Origin of the sequence: Deinococcus roseus (assembly GCF_014646895.1) — a bacterium.
Taxonomy (GTDB): Bacteria; Deinococcota; Deinococci; order Deinococcales; family Deinococcaceae; genus Deinococcus_C; species Deinococcus_C roseus.
Window position 1 is genome coordinate 35,709 of the sequence record NZ_BMOD01000029.1, and the last position, 16,399, is coordinate 52,107.

11 protein-coding genes are annotated in these 16,399 nt (G+C 56.0%); 5 read left to right on the top strand and 6 right to left on the bottom strand.

Annotated elements, in window-relative coordinates; all coding sequences use genetic code 11:
* Window positions 1–219: 219 nt before the first annotated feature.
* The 3 genes from IEY52_RS22750 (at window position 220) to IEY52_RS22760 (ending at window position 5,596) form a co-directional block, all read left to right on the top strand.
* On the top strand, window positions 220–3,222 hold the full coding sequence (locus IEY52_RS22750; RefSeq protein ID WP_189007520.1) for a tetratricopeptide repeat protein: 3,003 nt from the start codon (window positions 220–222) through the stop codon (window positions 3,220–3,222).
* Window positions 3,223–3,341: 119 nt separating this feature from the next.
* The gene (locus IEY52_RS22755) at window positions 3,342–3,785 is read left to right on the top strand and encodes a MarR family winged helix-turn-helix transcriptional regulator (RefSeq protein ID WP_189007522.1); all 444 of its coding nucleotides are present in this window, start codon (window positions 3,342–3,344) and stop codon (window positions 3,783–3,785) included.
* The gene (locus tag IEY52_RS22760) at window positions 3,782–5,596 is read left to right on the top strand and encodes an MDR family MFS transporter (RefSeq protein WP_189007524.1); all 1,815 of its coding nucleotides are present in this window, start codon (window positions 3,782–3,784) and stop codon (window positions 5,594–5,596) included. Before IEY52_RS22755 ends, IEY52_RS22760 begins: the two co-directional genes overlap by 4 nt.
* A gap of 72 nt (window positions 5,597–5,668) precedes the next feature.
* On the opposite strand, the gene IEY52_RS22765 is transcribed toward IEY52_RS22760, so the two are convergent.
* From IEY52_RS22765 to hslO, 5 genes are all read right to left on the bottom strand, one after another.
* Entirely contained in the window at window positions 5,669–6,013 is a 345-nt protein-coding gene (locus tag IEY52_RS22765) for a hypothetical protein (protein ID WP_189007527.1), read from the bottom strand.
* Between the two features lie 68 nt (window positions 6,014–6,081).
* A complete protein-coding gene (locus IEY52_RS22770; protein WP_189007530.1) occupies window positions 6,082–6,708 on the bottom strand; it encodes a superoxide dismutase in 627 nt (208 codons plus the stop codon).
* A gap of 214 nt (window positions 6,709–6,922) precedes the next feature.
* The gene (locus IEY52_RS22775; RefSeq protein WP_189007533.1) at window positions 6,923–7,447 is read right to left on the bottom strand and encodes a PH domain-containing protein; all 525 of its coding nucleotides are present in this window, start codon (window positions 7,445–7,447) and stop codon (window positions 6,923–6,925) included.
* Window positions 7,448–7,561: 114 nt separating this feature from the next.
* Window positions 7,562–8,506, bottom strand: coding sequence for an RluA family pseudouridine synthase (locus tag IEY52_RS22780; protein WP_189007536.1), 945 nt, complete (start codon window positions 8,504–8,506; stop codon window positions 7,562–7,564).
* On the bottom strand, window positions 8,507–9,373 hold the full coding sequence (gene hslO, locus IEY52_RS22785; protein ID WP_308425025.1) for an Hsp33 family molecular chaperone HslO: 867 nt from the start codon (window positions 9,371–9,373) through the stop codon (window positions 8,507–8,509).
* A gap of 505 nt (window positions 9,374–9,878) precedes the next feature.
* Here hslO and IEY52_RS22790 point away from each other — a divergent pair.
* The gene (locus tag IEY52_RS22790; RefSeq protein ID WP_189007538.1) at window positions 9,879–12,428 is read left to right on the top strand and encodes a hypothetical protein; all 2,550 of its coding nucleotides are present in this window, start codon (window positions 9,879–9,881) and stop codon (window positions 12,426–12,428) included.
* 170 nt (window positions 12,429–12,598) lie between these two features.
* Here the strand turns inward: IEY52_RS22790 and IEY52_RS22795 are convergent, their stop codons facing one another.
* Window positions 12,599–14,968 carry an isoamylase gene (locus tag IEY52_RS22795; RefSeq protein ID WP_189007541.1) on the bottom strand — a complete coding sequence of 790 codons (2,370 nt, stop codon included), beginning with the start codon at window positions 14,966–14,968 and terminating at the stop codon, window positions 12,599–12,601.
* 813 nt (window positions 14,969–15,781) lie between these two features.
* Here IEY52_RS22795 and IEY52_RS22800 point away from each other — a divergent pair.
* Window positions 15,782–16,399, top strand: a 618-nt coding sequence (locus IEY52_RS22800) for an alpha-amylase family glycosyl hydrolase (RefSeq protein ID WP_268239757.1), incomplete at its 3' end; no start/stop codon positions are given.

The window sequence follows — 16,399 nt, forward strand, 5'->3', positions numbered from 1 at the left end:
TCAAAAAGCCTTGAGCGTTTCTCAACACAGTTCTGGAAAAGCAAAAACCTTCTTCAGATTTGCCCAAAATCCCTCTCCTCTTTCCGACATTTTCAGCATTTCTGAACCAGCGAAAGGTTATGGTGGTGTATGTTTTGCCAGTCTGTACACTGGTTTACCTGATGTCATAAACCGTATAATGGTTCTCGACATTTAGAACACCACCCGAGGAGTCATGCAATGCAAACCACCTGGCTGAAAATCCTGGAACACCTGCGGCCCTCCCTGCGCGGCCAGCGGGACGAGCACGGGCACGTGGGCAGCCTGCGCTGGCTGGAAAAGCAGATGGAATCCAAGAATGCCAATCCACACGCTGTGCGCAACATCATTTACAGAGAGATTGGCACCGCAGAGGACAAGAGCACCCTGTTTCAGATCATTGCCAGCCTGTACGAGCAGAACAACATGGAGTTGCCCGAACCCCCCGAAGGGGCCAGGGATGTGGCCTCCAGCCGGGTGATGAAACAGGCCTCCCAGCTGCTGGGACGGCAGAAAAAGCGGGCCTACCGCCAGTTCATTGCAGGCATCAGGACAGGCCGTGCGCCGAGGATGGTGGTGGTGGGGCGCAATGGGGTCGGAAAAACCATCCTGATTGACCACCTGGAACGCTCTCTCAGGGAACTGGGCGTGCAGGAAAGTTACCGCCTGATGCTCGATGGCGAAATTGCCCCCTCATTGACCAGCATTCTGGAACTGTCCGGGGCCAATGCAGAAAGCCTGGCCAGATTGCACTCGGGTCTGCCTTTTGCCGTGCAGGCCAGCCTGCAACATGAGGTGGCCCGCCTGATCCGGGAACGCATGGAAGGCAAGATCCTGCTGATCCGCATTGGCAACGCCCCCAACACCATTGCTGGCACGCAACCCAGAAATGCGCTGGGAGAAACCATCAGCCTGTCCCGCTGGGTGTGGGAGAACCTGTTTTTGCCTTTGCAGACCACCTCCACCAGTGTGCTGCTGGCCCTCAGTGATCCCCGTGAGGTGCATCCGCACTACAAAGGTGAGATCATCACCTTGAAACCCCCCACGCTGGAAGAAGCCCGGCGCTTTCTGACCACCCGCATGCCTGCCACCCCCAGCGAAGCAGACCGCCTGATCCGGCAGAGTGGGCGCAATCTGGAACAACTGGCCCTGATTGCAGGGCTTTCAGCGCTGGGCAGTGGCGCCAAAGTGCATGATGTGCGCACCGTCCTGAGCGACCCTGAAGTGCGTTCCCTGCTGACGGTGCTGGCTGCAGCCATCCTGCCTGGAGAATCCAGCGCTCCCCGTTTCGTGGTGGAACATGCCATGGGCCGTCCTCTGGGCACCCTCCCAGAGGTGTACCGCAACCTGATGGACGACACCTCCAGCAAAACCGTGCGGGTGGTCTCCAGGGATTTGCTCCCGGAGGTCAAAAAACACCTGCGCAGCGAAGAACTGGCCAAAGCCCACCGTCTGGCCTCGGATGCTTATGCAAAAGCGCTGGAAAATGCCCGTGAAGGTGAAAAAGCTGTCTTTGAAGAACGCATGCTGGCCCACCTGGCCCGCTCTGGAGCCTGGGCCGAGGTGATCCAGTGGGTCTCCAAACACGGTGAACGCTATGGGGTGCTGGCCGATGCCTGGGCCAGGGCCAGACGGCAGGTGCATGGCGGGGTGCTGGAATCGCTGGCCCGCGTGGTGGCGGGTTATTACGCCGCTCTCGGACAGTACGCCCACCCGGACGCCAGAGATGCCATCAGCGTGATGCTGGAAAGCAACGACACCGGAGCACGCGCCTGGGGTCGCGTCAAACTGGCCGAGAGCGCCATTGACCGTGCAGCTTACGAGGCCGCCCAGAACCTTTTAAACAACCATGACATTCAGGATGTGCTGTCGGGCAAAGAAACCAGTGAAATTGCCCGTGTGACCCGTGCAGAAGCGGTGCTGGTGCAGGCCGCTCTTTCACGCTGGCAGGGAGACCTGGAAGCCGCCACAAAATCCGTCAATCTGGCCGTGGAATACGCCAGTGAGGCAGACTCCACCCTGTCCAACCGCACCAAGTTGTGGCGCGGCCTGATCATGAAAGACTCCGGGCACTGGACCGAGGCTTTGAATGACCTTTCCGCCATTCTGGACCGTGACCCCCTGCTTTATGCCCGTGCCAGGTACCAGGAAGGGGATTTGAGGCTGCGTCTGGGTCAGCCTTTTCCTGCTGTCACTGCTTTAAAAGAAGCCCATGATGCCCTGGAAAGTGCAGGTGCAGCGCTGGAAGAAAGGGCACGTGTGACCGCCCGTTATGCCACAGGTTTGAGGCGACTGGGCCGCATCCCAGAAGCCAAAACCGTGATGGATGAAGCAGAGAGGCTGTCCCAGGGCACCGATCCGGTGATTCAGGCCCGGGTGATCTCCGAAAAAGCGCCCATCATGCTGGCGATGGAGAACTTCCGGGAAGGTCTGCGGCTGGCCCAGGCTGCAACGCAGGCCCTGCGCACCGGAACCGAACGCCGCCAGGAAGCCCAGTACCGGGAATGGCGGGCCAGTTACCGCATCGGACTGGCGTATCTGGCCAGGGGTCTGGGAAATCCGTATTTGCCTCCCTTCCCCGGTCCCAATTTTGACCACCCGGACATCCAGGTGGCCAGAACCATCCTGCACCGGGTTCTGGAGGAAGCCACCCCCTACACCCACACGGCAGACCGTTACACCATCCTGATCACGGACATCCTCTTGAATCTTGCTGCAGCAGAACCCGATGCCCACAAGGCTCTGGTGCATGCAAAACGGGCACTGGATCTCACCAACCACAGTTACGCAGAGGCCCAGGTGCGGGCCACCCTGGCAGATGTGTATTTGCGCATGCAGGAAGCAGACAAAGCCCTGGCAGAGGTCAACCGTGCCCATGCCCTGCTCAGGCGGGCAGCCCTGGGCATGCAGGACCCCAGCAACCAGACCCGCCCGGATCCCGGCGTGACCAGCGCCCTGATCAGCCTGGAAGCCCGCGCCCTGATGCAAACCGAACCCGACCTGAAAGCCACTTTGCTGTGGGTCAAAACCGCAATGCAGGACCCAGACCTTGCCGGATTCAAGGCCAGTGTGATGCGGGAAATTGGCAAGGCGCTGGAAGACCACCAGGACCAGCAACAGGCCCAGAAAACCATGCTGGAGGTCTTTCCGCAACTCAAAGGTTGCGAACTCAGCTTGCGGGATGCCCTGAGCATGCTGGTTTAAACTGCAACTTTAAACTGCAACAGAATGTTTGAAGGCTGCCCCACAGAACCGCCAGGCAGCCTTCAAACATTGTCAGATCTTTCACACTTTAAATAGTTAAAAAACATAAATATTAAAAAATGCAAGAAGAACCTCCCACCCAGGAAGACTGCACCGAATTCATGCTGGCCTGGAGGCAATTTTTCCATTCCATGAAACACGGCATGATGCGGGACATCGAGCGTGAACTGAACATCGATGCCTCAGACATGCCGCTTTTGCAGGCTTTGCACCAGGGGTACGTGCATCCTGGAGAAATCAGCCAGGGGTTCGGATTTCCTCCTCCGGTGGTGTCCCAGATGATCGTTCGCACCGTCAGGCAGGGACTGGTTTCCCGTGAACTCGATCCTGAGGATTCCAGACGCATCCGGCTGAACCTCACCGACACAGGAAAAAGTGTGGTTCAGCAGGCACATCATTTTCTGCAGAGCCGGTTCCAGAATTCAAAACTCAGCTCTGCTGAACTCCGACACATTTCTCAGGAACTGTTGAAACTCAGTGAAGCACTCAAGGAGGACACATGACCCAGGTCTCCACCCAGCCCCCCGCCTACACGCAGCAGCAGAAGATGGCCACATTGATCGGTGTGCTGCTGGCCCTTTTTCTGGCCGCACTGGACCAGACGGTGGTCTCCACAGCCACCCCCGAGATCATCAAGGAGCTGAACTTCAAGACCAGCTGGATCACCTGGCTCACCACCGCCTATCTGGTGACCAGCACCGCCACCCTCCCGATCTGGGGCAAGCTCTCGGATCTGTATGGCAGAAGGCGCATCATCATGACCGGGGTGGTGCTGTTCACCCTGGCCAGCATGCTGTGTGGACTGGCCCAGGACCCCACCCAGCTGGTGCTCTACCGAGCACTGCAGGGCCTGGGAAGTGCGGCCATCTTCTCCACCGCTTTTGCCGTGGTGGGTGACATTTTCACTGCACAGGAGCGCCCCAAATACCAGGGCTTCTTCGGGGCCGTCTTTGGCCTTTCCAGCGTGGTGGGACCTTACGCAGGGGGCCTCCTGACCGACTACATCAGCTGGAGGTGGGTGTTTTACATCAACGTCCCCATCGCCATCATTGCTTTGTGGTTCATGATCACCAAAATGCCTCCCCTCAAATCCTCCCGTGGCGGGAAAATTGATTATGTGGGCGGCATGTTCCTGATTGTGGCCGTGGTCCCCCTGCTGCTGGCCCTCACACTGGCCCCCGACACTTACGCCTGGGGCAGCACCCAAATTCTGGGGATGTTTGGCCTGTCCCTGGTGTCGCTGATCCTGTTCATCTGGCAGGAACGGCGCACCGGCGAACCCATCGTGGACCTCAAACTGTTCCAGAACCGCACCTACACCATCACCGCACTGGCAGCTTTCCTGCTGGGCGCAGCGTTCCTGGGCACCATCGTGTTCCTGCCGCTTTTCATGGTGAACGTGCTGGGCGTCAGTGCCACCCGTGCCGGAGCCGCCCTCACCCCCCTGACCCTCGGGGTGGTGGCCGGGAACATCCTCAGCGGTCAGCTGGTGGCCCGCATCGGCAAATACAAACCCGTGCTGCTGGGCAGCCTGGTGATTTTGCTGGCAGGCTACCTGATTCTGGTCTTCACCCTGCATCCCGACGAAACCCAGGGCAGCATCATCGCCAAACTGGTGCTGCTGGGCATTGGTCTGGGACCCTCCATTCCGCTTTACACGCAACTGATGATCAACACCGCACCCAGAGACAAAATTGGCATGGCCTCCTCCAGCGCCACCTTCCTGAGGCAGATGGGCAGCACCATCGGGGTGGCTGTGCTGGGAACGGTGTTTGCCAGCAGCCTGACCCACCAGTTTGAAACAAAAGTGGTGCCTGTGGTTCCCAAAGAAATGCAGTCCATGTTTGCTGGCCAGCAAAGCAAATCCAGCGAAGGCAACGCAGCCACTGGCTTCAATGAAAAGAAAATCCTGACAGACACCCAGAAGAAATTTGCAGAACAACGCACCCTGGTCAAAGAAGCCCTGATCGACAACAAACCCGAAGCCATGAAGGAATTTGCCAAAAACCCCGAAGTGCCTGCGGCTTTCAGGCAAACCCTGGCTTCTGGGGAGGTGTCTCCTCAGGCCAAACCCTTCCTGAAGACCGCATACGACAATGCCCTCAAAAAACTGGATGAGGTGGAAAAAACCGCCACCACTGGCATTCATAAGGTCAGCGTGGCCTACAAAACCGCCTGGACGGACGCCATCCGGGGCATCTTTGAGGTGGGCCTGATCGTGGTGATCCTGGGCATGATCGTCACCGCCCTGATTCCTGAAGTGCCGTTCAAGAAACAGGAAGGACCCAGACAGGGACCTCCTGTGATGGAGTAAGCCCCACCTCGTCTTACCCCACCTTGCTCATTTCATTCGTTTTCCTCCCCTGAAAATTCAGGGGGGTATTTTTCATGTCAGGCCTGGATCTTCGATCACATCACTCCAGACGGCCACCCATTCATCGGAAAGGGGCACACTGGACAGCTCGATGGGAGAAACAAAACCCTGGTGCTGCAAGGTCTGGGCTGTTTTCAGGATCAGCCATTCTGCGGTTTCTGTTAAGTGTCTATCCGATTCATAGGGAACATGTTCGTAAACTCGGCCAGCATAAATCGAGCGCAGCTCAAACCAGACCAGGGTCTTCTCAATCTGCTTCCAGGAAAACTGCACCCCAAAAGCCTCCAGGGCTTCCAGAAGCTCCAGATGGACCCCATGAACTTCATTTTTCCAGTTTTGAATTTCAGCAGGCAACATGGTTTATTTTTGCATACCAAAAAAACCCTCTCCTTTCAGGAGAGGGAGCAGAGCGGGGTGAGGTTAAATCACTTCGCAGCAGCGTACAGTTCAGCCACTTTGTCCCAGTTGACCACGTTCCAGAAAGCAGAGATGTAGTCAGGGCGGCGGTTCTGGTAGTTCAGGTAGTAGGCGTGCTCCCAGACATCAAGGCCCAGGATGGGGGTGCCGCTCAGGCCAGCAACAGCTTCACCCATCAGGGGGCTGTCCTGGTTGGCGGTGGATCCCACAGCGAGGCTGCCATCAGGCTTGACGACCAGCCAGGCCCAGCCGCTGCCGAAACGGGTTGCGCCTGCAGCGGCAAATTTTTCTTTGAAGCTGTCCACGGAGCCGAAAGCGGCTTCGATGGCGTCTTTCAGTTCACCTTTCAGCTCGGTGCCGGTGCCCAGAACCTGCCAGAAGAAGCTGTGGTTCACGTGACCGCCAGCGTTGTTGCGCAGTGCGCCACGCTTGGCGTCAGGCACTTTGGAAAGATCAGCGACCAGCTCTTCGGGGCTGAGGGCTTGCAGGTCTTCGAGGCCTTCCAGAGCAGCATTGGCATTGTTGATGTATGCCTGGTGGTGCTTGGTGTGGTGGATCTCCATGGTGCGGGCATCAATGTGGGGCTCTAAAGCATCGTAAGCGTAAGGCAGCTGGGGCAATTCGTACTTGGGCATGGTAAAACCTCCAAAAAAAGATGTGTGGTCCGAAACGGGACGACTCTCATCATACCGGGAGTTGAGGGGGGCGAAGGGGGCTGGATTACAAATGTCCTAGAGGGTTCTGTTGTGGGTGACAGGTTGTTGTGCAGCAGAAGGCAAAAGGCTGAAAGCAGAAGGCTTTTACTGCACAGCCTTCGCTAAAGCATTTGTTGCCTTCTGCTTTCTGCTCTCACACAGCAGACATCATGCTTCTCTGCCTCTGAATCAAAATCTGCAAAAACAACTCTTCATCTTCCGGGGTGATGAACACCTTGCCCTTCGCGTGTTCCAGCAGCACTCCTCTGGAGGTGGTGGTGGCGATCACCTGGATGTTGCCCTGTTCACTGGCATACAGGCCCGTGAAGTAGCCGGGAACCCCAGTTCCCATCACCCGCAAGCTGATGGAGGGTTCCAGCACCTGGGCTTTGAGGTCTTTGATCGGCAGAACCTTCTGTCCAGAAAAACCTTTGAGGATCAGGCTCTGCTCGGTGATGATGTATTTCATGCGCAGGGGTCCCAGCACGGCCAGCAGGCAGATGCCCAGCACCAGCAGGGAGACAACCAGCAGCACAAAACTGGGAATGAAATTCTGCTCTTCTGCATTGCGGGTGATCCAGAACACGTATCCCGTCAGGATCAGCATGATGGCACTGAACACCCACCAGAGGGTCAGGCGTGATTTCTCAGGCGGGTGCGGTGTGAAGACAGTTTGCATGCGGCAGACACCTCTGTGATTGAGAAAACCTGAATTTCAGATCTTTCTCATTCTATGACGTTTTTGTGGCGCTGCACGTTCATGGTGTTGCAGTTTTTTTGTTACAAAGAGGACTCAGCCGGGCAGGTCTGCTTCGGTTCCACCCAGGGTCAGCCACGCCCCTGTCATGTCTGCGGGTAAATTTGCCTGCAGGTCCAGCATTTTCCCTGTCTCGGGATGGGGAATTTGCAGCCTGAACGCATGCAGGGCCTGTCTGGGAATGGCCGGGTGGGCCTTCCCGTACACCTCATCTCCCAGCACAGGGGCTTTGAGGTGCTGCAGGTGCACCCGGATCTGGTGGGTGCGTCCCGTGCGGGGTTTTGCTTGCACCAGGGCATACCAGCGGCCCGCTTCATCCCGCACTTCTGCCAGGGTCTGGAAGTGGGTCTGGGATTCACGGGAAGCGGCCCCTCCCACCGTCATCATCTGGCGCTGCACCGGATGGCGACCCACCGGGGCATCCAGGGTGATGATTTTTCCCTGGTTCACCCGTCCTGTGGTGATGGCCAGGTAGGTTTTCTGGGTGGTGCGTTCCTTGAAGGCTTCTGCCAGTCTGGCATGGGCCAGCACGGTTTTTGCGACCACAATCACCCCAGAAGTGTCCCGGTCCAGACGGTGCACAATGCCCGGACGGTAGCCTTCTTCCCCGAAGTCCTGGTCTGCATCTGGAAGCTGGATGCGTCCCATCAAGGCATTCACCAGTGTTCCGGTCACAATGCCCTGCGAGGGGTGCGTCATCATGCCCGGAGGTTTGTTGACGGCAATCAGGTGTTCGTCTTCGTAAATCACCTCCAAAGGGACATCTTCTGCCACCACATGCATGGGTTTCTCGGGGGGAATCTGGAAGGTCACCTCTTCCCCACCCTTGAGTTTGAATCCGGTGCGGGTGATGGCCTCTCCGGTCACCTGCACCAGTCCGGCCTCGATCCACTGCTGAACCTGGGAACGGGAATACACGGTGTGCAAGCTGACCTGCTGATCCAGACGGCCTTTTTCAGCCGTGAAAGTGTGGGTTTCCACTCAGGCTTCCCGGATTTCCTGGGGGGTGATCTGGTAGCGGGTGCCGCACCAGTCACACACCACTTCCTGACCTCCGGCCTCGATCATCTCTTCGCGCTCTGCTTCAGAGAAGTACTGGATGCTGCCAATGGCTTTCTCTCTGGAGCAGCGGCACTGCAACCGGATGGGCAGGGGTTCCTCCATCTGCTCAAAACCCAGGCCTTCGGTGGCTTTTTCAATCACTTCAATCAGGCTTCTGCCCCTGAGCGCTTCAGTGACCGGACCCAGGCTCTTGATGTTCTTCTCCAGGGTTTGCAGGGTGGCTTCGCTGGCTCCGGGCATCACCTGGATCAACAGTCCTCCGGCAGTGTGGACTTTTCCGCCTTCCAGATACACCCCAAGCAGCAGGGCACTGGGCACCTGTTCGCTTTTCACCAGGTAAAAAGTCAGGTCATCGGCAATCTCGCCACTCACCAGAGCCGTGCTGGAGGTGTAGGGATCGGTGTTTTCCAGCAGGCGCATCACGGCCACATCCCCATCGTTGCCCACCAGACCGCCCACATCAAGCTTGCCATCGGTGGTTCTGGGGGGCAAATCTGCATGGGGGTTGGCGACATAGCCCCGCACACTGCCATCGGTGCTGCCTTCTGCCAGCAGGTACCCGATGGGGCCTCCACCCTGCACACGCAGGGTCACGCGGCTTTTCTCGTGCTTGCTGATGACCTGGGCAAACAGTGCTGCTCCGGTGATCAGTCGCCCGAGGGCTGCGGTGGCGGTCATGGACAGGTTGTGCCTGTCGCTGGATTCTTGAACGGTTTCGGTGGTTTGGGCGGCCAGCACGCGGAGCGTTCCCTCGGCGGCAGTGCCCTTGATCAGATACGAACTCACCCTCAGATTTTACGTGAAATCATGAGAGTGGGGGGTAAACAAGGTTACTTTGCAGGACAGCAGAAGGTTTCAGGAGGCCAGAACCCAGGAAACCTCCGGCAGGGGAAGACGCCCTGGACCGTACACGTTCCCTGGCTGCGGTTTTCCTGGCTGCAGCTTTTGGTTCAAAACCGCAAGGATCAAAAAATCTTGTATATACATTCATTTTCCAATGACCTGAACACCATAAAATTCAAAAAAACACATGAGAGAAATGTAAAGAAAGTGACAAATTTGTTCATTTCTATGTAACATTTGGTGTGCCGCAATGAAATATGGCACTGAGGTGAGAATGAATAAATTGTATGTATTGGCACTCAGCTGTGTTCTTGTTGCTTGCAACAGCGTCAGGTCTCCATCACCAGCAAATCAGGAAACCACGCATGTTGAAGCAGTTGGAATACAGAAACAGGCAACCGTCAACTTGCTCGGGACAGCGCAACCTGTACCCAAAAACATTGGGCAATTGATTGGACTCAGCCAGCAGCAGGGAATCAAGGCACTCTCTGCCACAGACATTGGCACGCTGACGGCCCGCACCATCACCTTCAAAGATGTGCTGGGATATGACTTTGTTCATGTGATCTCAACGGCACCCCGCACCTTCACAGACCCCCTTGCTTTTGGTCTCACTCTGACAGGTACGGAATGGAAGCTGGATCCCGCCAGATGGTACACCTCTGTGGTGGGGGCAACAACCGCACGCTCTGTGGTCTCTGCACAGGAGTTCGGTCTGTACACCCTGATCAAGATTGCCAAAACGGTGCAGAAGGTGGGAGGAACAGGCAATGTGGCAGCCTATGTTGCTTTTGCTCCATCTTTCCTGACCATCAAGGACAAAGCAGGAAACTTCTGGCCCATTGGTGAATCCACCCCCATGACAGCCCAGCAGGTGGAGCAGCAAACCAAGGACTACCAGAGCCTGGTTCAGCAGAACAGTGATGCTGAGCTTGCACAGGGCCTGCAAGACAACTGGAATGACGTGCTGACCCCCCTCAACCAGACCACCACAGGGTTCAGCAAACTGGCTGTTTCATCCATCACGGACAGCACCGGAAATGTGAATTTCCAGACCCTCGCGGCCAGTTATGGACAGCCCCTTGCGGCGATTCCATCAGATGGCACCATCATCCGTCAATCTGCCGTCAACACCCTTGGGCCGACTGGAGACAATCTTGTGGCCAAGAGCTGCTGGTGGTGGCCCCTGAACTTCATCTGCAGCGAGACCTATCAGGGTGCAATGTCCGACAACAAGGTTCAAAACCTGCCAGGAGGTTATGCTCAATTTCCCTATCTTTACGACAAGGACGCACCGTATCAATCCCAGAATTACACGCTACCGCGCTGCCTGGGGAATGTCACAGGCAACACCCAGTTTGACAATTTCATCAGCCACATTGTTTCCAGGGTAGCAGGCGCAGAACACGATCCATATCAGGGATTGTTGGGATGCGGTCCTGCCACCCTGGGTGCCGTGGCGCAGTGGCTCTGGGAATTCGATGGTGCTCAGTTCTATGGCAAACCGTTTGAAACAGGTGAATCTTTCTACAACTACAAAATGGTTGATCGATCAGGTTCTACCCCGTTGAAGTCTGCCATCCCGAACAATCCTGCTGCCATTCTGGGAAACAAGTCTGCGGGTGGAATGTCCAGATCACAGCAATACATGGGAGCGTGCACCCTGAACTTTGGGACCTGGCCCGAAGGACAACCCATGTTCAACACGGCAACCTATCCCTGGAAATTCACTGAAGGCATGCAAAAGTTTTTTGATGACCAGACAAGAGACTATGGCACCCCCAAATACACGGTCACCAGCAATTTCAAACTGATTGCTCTGGATGCCCTGCCTTTTATCAATGCTTCCAATGGAATGGCCAATGCTGTTCGTGATGGTGTGGGCAATCGCAACTTCATCACCGTCGCTCTTTACCGCCCACCCAGCAAACCCATTTTCAGCATGCATTATTCTCCTGTGCTGTCTTATGTGGTTTCTTACCCCCACATTCGTGCGCGCATTCAGACCTATGTCACCACTGTGGATCACCCTTACGATCGCGTCCTGATCTCTGACCCCTGGGACAGCTTCGCCAGTGGAATTTATTCGATCAGACAGACTGCTCCTGCAACTGGTTTCAAAGCTTATGTTCCCCAGCCCACCCAGAAGTGGACATCCAGTCAGTTGAATCACAGCTATGGTTCTGTGGATGCTGAAGGGAACTGGTCTGTGGTGGCGGGTCGAGACTTCCCACCAGCAGATGTCTGGTTCCTGGGCCAGGTCATCAGAAGTTACAGCATGTCCTATGGTCCCAGCGTCAAAGTGATGGGCTCAGAGTGGAGATGCTGCCTGCAAGCCGATTTTGAGCTGGCCATTGACAACACTGTGGGCACCAATGATGTGGTGGCCACCATTGATGCAGTGACCAATTATGGCATGCGAACCCTGGGCAGCCGGACCCTGCGTCGGTCTGACTTTGCCAAAGCCAACACCTTCCAGACTTTCCCACTGGTGTTTCCAAGAGGCGGCTACGATGAAGCCTACGAATTCAGGATCAAGTGGGCAGGTGGGATCAGCCTGAAACACCGCAGCACCACCCTCCATGATCTGGAATGGCAAGCGAACAAGCTCTTTCACACCACAGGATCTGCAGAAGGTGAAGGCTGGGCGGCCACCTCGGGCACCAGTCCATCCCCTGCCTATCTGATCTATGGTGCAAATTATCAGATGCCAATCGTTGTGAATGCTCCACTGCGAGCCGAGTTCGATCTGAAGGTCAAAGACCTCCTGGCAAGCAATGATGAAATCGCACGTGTACAGGTGTACAACCTCACCACAGGGCAGCTTCTGGCTGAAAAAGTTCTGAACAGGTCTCAATTCCTGGCTTCCGATCAGTACCAGACCTTCTCAGTGGATTTTGCTCAGAATCCTGACCTGAACACCAAATATGATTTCAGGGTGTACTGGCCCGGCAAAGCTTATGTCAATGTGAAGAAAGTGCGTCTCGTAGGCCTCTGATTGCATTCTGACAAATCTGCTGAACACAGCAAAAAAGACTGAAGAGAAGTGGCCTAAAAGCCACTTCTCTTCACATGGGATCTTAAAGCATTTATAAGCCCTCGGCAAAAGAAAACCACCCCTTTGCAGGGGCGATCTTCGAATTTCAGGAAAGGGAGTGGAGTTTCAGCTTATTTTGCGACCAGCACCAGCAGACCCCGTCCGCACACGCTGTAGTTGGTCCATTCGCCGCCGAGGTTGGTGGTGGCATTCAGGTCCACCTGGCCTGCGCCTTCTGCCCAGGTGCAGGTGTCGGTGACGCGGTACCAGTTCTTGCCGGCGCCAGGCCAGGGGAGCACGAAATTCACTGCGCCGGACCAGCCGTTGTAGGCAATATAGATGGCCTGGTTGGTTTCACCAAATTCGGTGGCGTCGATGCGGTAGGCGAGGGCATGGTTGCTGGAGCTTCCGAAGTAAGCACCATCTGCCACATTGCCGTCGGGTTTGAACCAGCGCAGCTGTTCCATCACGTTGCCGTTGTTGTCCACGCTGGAGTAGAAGTTGGCAGGGCGCAGGGCAGCATGGGCTTTTCTGAAGGCGATCATGTTCTGGGTGAAGGTTTTGAAGTTGGTCTGGTCGGTGTTCAGGGTGTAGTTCAGCCAGTTGGCGCTGGAATCCAGGTTGTAAGGGTTGTTGTTGCAGTTGATGCTGCGCAGGAATTCATCGCCACCGGTCATCATGGGGGTTCCAGCGTTCAGCATCAGCAGGGCAGTGCCGTTGCGGGCGGCTTTGCGCTGGTCTGCGGCAATGCTGCCCTGGTCCCAGCTGTTGTTGTTGTCTTCCCCACCGTCGCTTGCGCCGTAAGGCCAGGCCTGGGAGTTGTTTTTGCCGTTGCAGGAGTACAGGTCTTTGAGGGTGAAGCCGTCGTGGGCCACCATGAAGTTCACGCTGTGCCAGGGTTTGCGGCCATCGTCCTGGTACAGTTCGCTGGAGCCAGCGAATTTGTTGGCCAGCTGTCCGGGGGTGATGGCGTCGGTGCCCAGTTTGTTCTGGTCTTTGCGGATGGTGTCGCGGTAATCGCCGTTCCATTCGCTCCAGCCTGTGGGGAAGTTGCCCACCTGGTAGGAGTTTCCTCCAATGGCCCAGGGTTCTGCCACCAGGTCCACACCGCTGCCCCCTGCTGCGGGTCTGGGGGTCACGCTGGCGACAATCTTGTTGAGGGCATTGCCACTGTCCATCTTGTCGAAGTTGAAGCAGCCGTGTTCGCAGGTGTTGCCCAGCACGGAGGCGAGGTCAAAGCGGAAGCCGTCGATGCCCAGTTCGTCGCGCCAGTATTTCAGGGAATCGATGATCAGGTTCTGTGCGATGGGGTTGCGGGTGTTGTAGTTGTGCCCGATGCCGGTGTTGTCCCAGAAGTTCTGCCTGTCTGCGGTGAGGGAGTAGTACACGGCGTTGTCCAGGCCACGGAAACTGAAGATGGTGGCGGTGTTGCTGGTGCCCCAGGTGCCGCCCTCTGCGGTGTGGTTGTACACCACGTCAATCATGACTTTGATGCCCCGGTCGTGGAAGGCTTTGACCATGGCTTTGAATTCTCTGGTGGGTCCGCCTGCAGTCTTGTCGCAGCTGTAGCGGCGATCAGGAGCAAAGTAGTTGGTGGTCATGTAGCCCCAGTAGTTGTCTCCGTTGGTGCTGGTGGCAGATTTCCCGGAGGCAGCGTCTGTGACATCGTTGGTGTCGTTGTCGGTTTCCTGCACGGGCAGGAATTCCACGGCGGTGATGCCCAGGGTTTGCAGGTAAGCGGCTTTCTGGGCAGCACCAGAGTAGGTTCCAGCGCAACTGGCGATGCTGCTGTCTCCTCTGGTCAGGCCACGCAGGTGCACTTCATAGACGATGTCGTCTTTCTGGGCGCGGGTGGGTTTGGTGCCGTAGCTGGTGGTGTCGGTGTTCAGCACAATCCCTTTGGGAGCCACATTGCCAGAGTCCAGGTTTCTGTAGCTGGGACCGGAGGCGTAGGCAAATCCGGTGTAGTTGCCAGAGGTGGGGCTGGTGGGGTCGTGGGAAACTTCGAGTGCATAGGGGTCCAGCAGCAGTTTGTTGGGGTTGAAGCGGTTGCCTGCTGCGTCCACGTCAGAGACAAACCCGAGGTTGCTGCCTTTGGTCCAGCTTGCGTTGTAAGTCCAGTTGGGTCCCCAGGCGCGGTAACCGTAATACACGGTGCTGCCAATCCCTGCAGCGGTGAGGCTGGAGACAGGAACAGTGACCTTCCAGATGTTGGTGGCAGCGTCTTTCACCAGGGTGTATTTGGTTTTTTCAGCAGCTCCTGCAGCACCAGCGTACAGGTAAACATCCAGTCGGGTGGCTTTAGAGGAATACACCCGGAAGGTGATGTGGGTGGTGCCGGTCACGTTGCCTGTGGAATCGGTGTAGCGGGCTCCCAATGCGGTGGGGCTCAGGGCTTCTTTTGAAATGGCAATGCTGCTTTCCTGGGGCTGTACGGGCATCTGGGTTCCGCAGGCGGCGAGGGCAAGCATCAGTGTGAATCCAAGAACGGGTTTGCGCATTTGAGCTCCTGAAGGCATAAAAGGTCCCTTTGCGTCTTGGCAGCACGCAAAGCAAACACAGGGGGCCAGAAACCTGAAAACCTGAAAGCAGAACTGCTGTGAAACCAGGCAGTGAAGGAGCAAAGGAAGGCGCACCACCTTGCAGTGGCAACCGGGGTTGTTTGAGGTAAGCAAATGCTAACACGTTCCGGAATCAATTCCAATACGATCAATGGCAAAAATGGAACCAATTCCAAAATTTGTCTAGACATAATTCACAGAAATCTTACAAACCCTTTCCAAAATCTGACAGGTTCTGAAAATCAGGTTTATCGTTTCTGCAGGACGTTGTTTTCAGATTCTCCCCAGCAGGGAAAGCGCTTACGATCAATCATTCTGGATTTTCTTTGACTGGATTCAAACTTTTATTGGGCAGGGGAATTCCTGCCTTTTGAGATTGCAGCGATAGTTCGTTTTGTTTGATCCATGGTTTTGAGGTCAGAATCCCCCATTGGCAGCGAACAAGTCTGACAGAATTCTGACAGCCATAAAATAACGAAGTATTGCAATAAAAAAACTGAGTCTCGGGGCATCCAACACCAACCCCCAAGAAAAGCTTGTACTGCACAAGAATTCACCGGATCGCATAAGCATCCATCCTTTCGAAAGCTTTCGATTTGTAAAAAGAGTGTTATCATTACACCCTATGCGAGATTGTCTATACAAGTTGACCTGAGGGTTTCTGGAAATGGTTCCACTTTGCCAGATCCTGAGCTATGATCAGTCAACCCAAAAACAAATTCCCTTTCACCCTCTACCAAAAGGAGTTTTTTCATGCTGAAACGTCGTGGCTTGATTGCCCTGCTGACGCTGGCCCTTGCTGCCTGCAGCCAGCAAACCGCCCCTGTCTCTCCTTCCCAGATTGATCAACAAACCATTTCTGGCACCAACATCGACACCTGGCGCAAACAGGTGATTTACCTGCTGATTCCAGACCGTTTCTCCAACGGAAACACCGCCAACGACAATGCTGGAGCCGCCAACTGCTTTGACCCTGCCAGTGGCACCAAATTCCACGGCGGCGATCTTCAGGGCGTGCGCAACAAAATCAGTTACATCAAATCCCTGGGGGCCACCACTGTCTGGACCACCCCGGTTTACAAACAGGTCGGACTGGTCGGCAGCTCCTGCGGCTACCACGGTTACTGGGCCAACTTCACCAACAACGCAGCAGACACCAGTGTGGAGCCCAAACTGGGCAGCAGCAGCGACCTGACCGGTCTGATTTCCGACCTGCACCTGCCTGCCAACAACATGAAATTCATGATGGACATGGTGGTCAACCACGCCGGATATGGCGCAACTGTCGCCAGCACCAACCCCACCTGGTTCCACAGCAACTGCACCGGAAACGACATCACCTGCCCGCTTTCTGGATTGCCCGACTTCGCA

Bases quoted from the DNA above. Each gene is read 5' to 3' on its own strand.
- IEY52_RS22750 (WP_189007520.1), top strand. From the start codon at position 220: ATGCAAACCACCTGGCTGAAAATCCTGGAACACCTGCGGCCCTCCCTG.
- IEY52_RS22755 (WP_189007522.1), top strand. From the start codon at position 3,342: ATGCAAGAAGAACCTCCCACCCAGGAAGACTGCACCGAATTCATGCTG.
- IEY52_RS22760 (WP_189007524.1), top strand. From the start codon at position 3,782: ATGACCCAGGTCTCCACCCAGCCCCCCGCCTACACGCAGCAGCAGAAG.
- IEY52_RS22765 (WP_189007527.1), bottom strand. From the start codon at position 6,013: ATGTTGCCTGCTGAAATTCAAAACTGGAAAAATGAAGTTCATGGGGTC.
- IEY52_RS22770 (WP_189007530.1), bottom strand. From the start codon at position 6,708: ATGCCCAAGTACGAATTGCCCCAGCTGCCTTACGCTTACGATGCTTTA.
- IEY52_RS22775 (WP_189007533.1), bottom strand. From the start codon at position 7,447: ATGCAAACTGTCTTCACACCGCACCCGCCTGAGAAATCACGCCTGACC.
- IEY52_RS22795 (WP_189007541.1), bottom strand. From the start codon at position 14,968: ATGCGCAAACCCGTTCTTGGATTCACACTGATGCTTGCCCTCGCCGCC.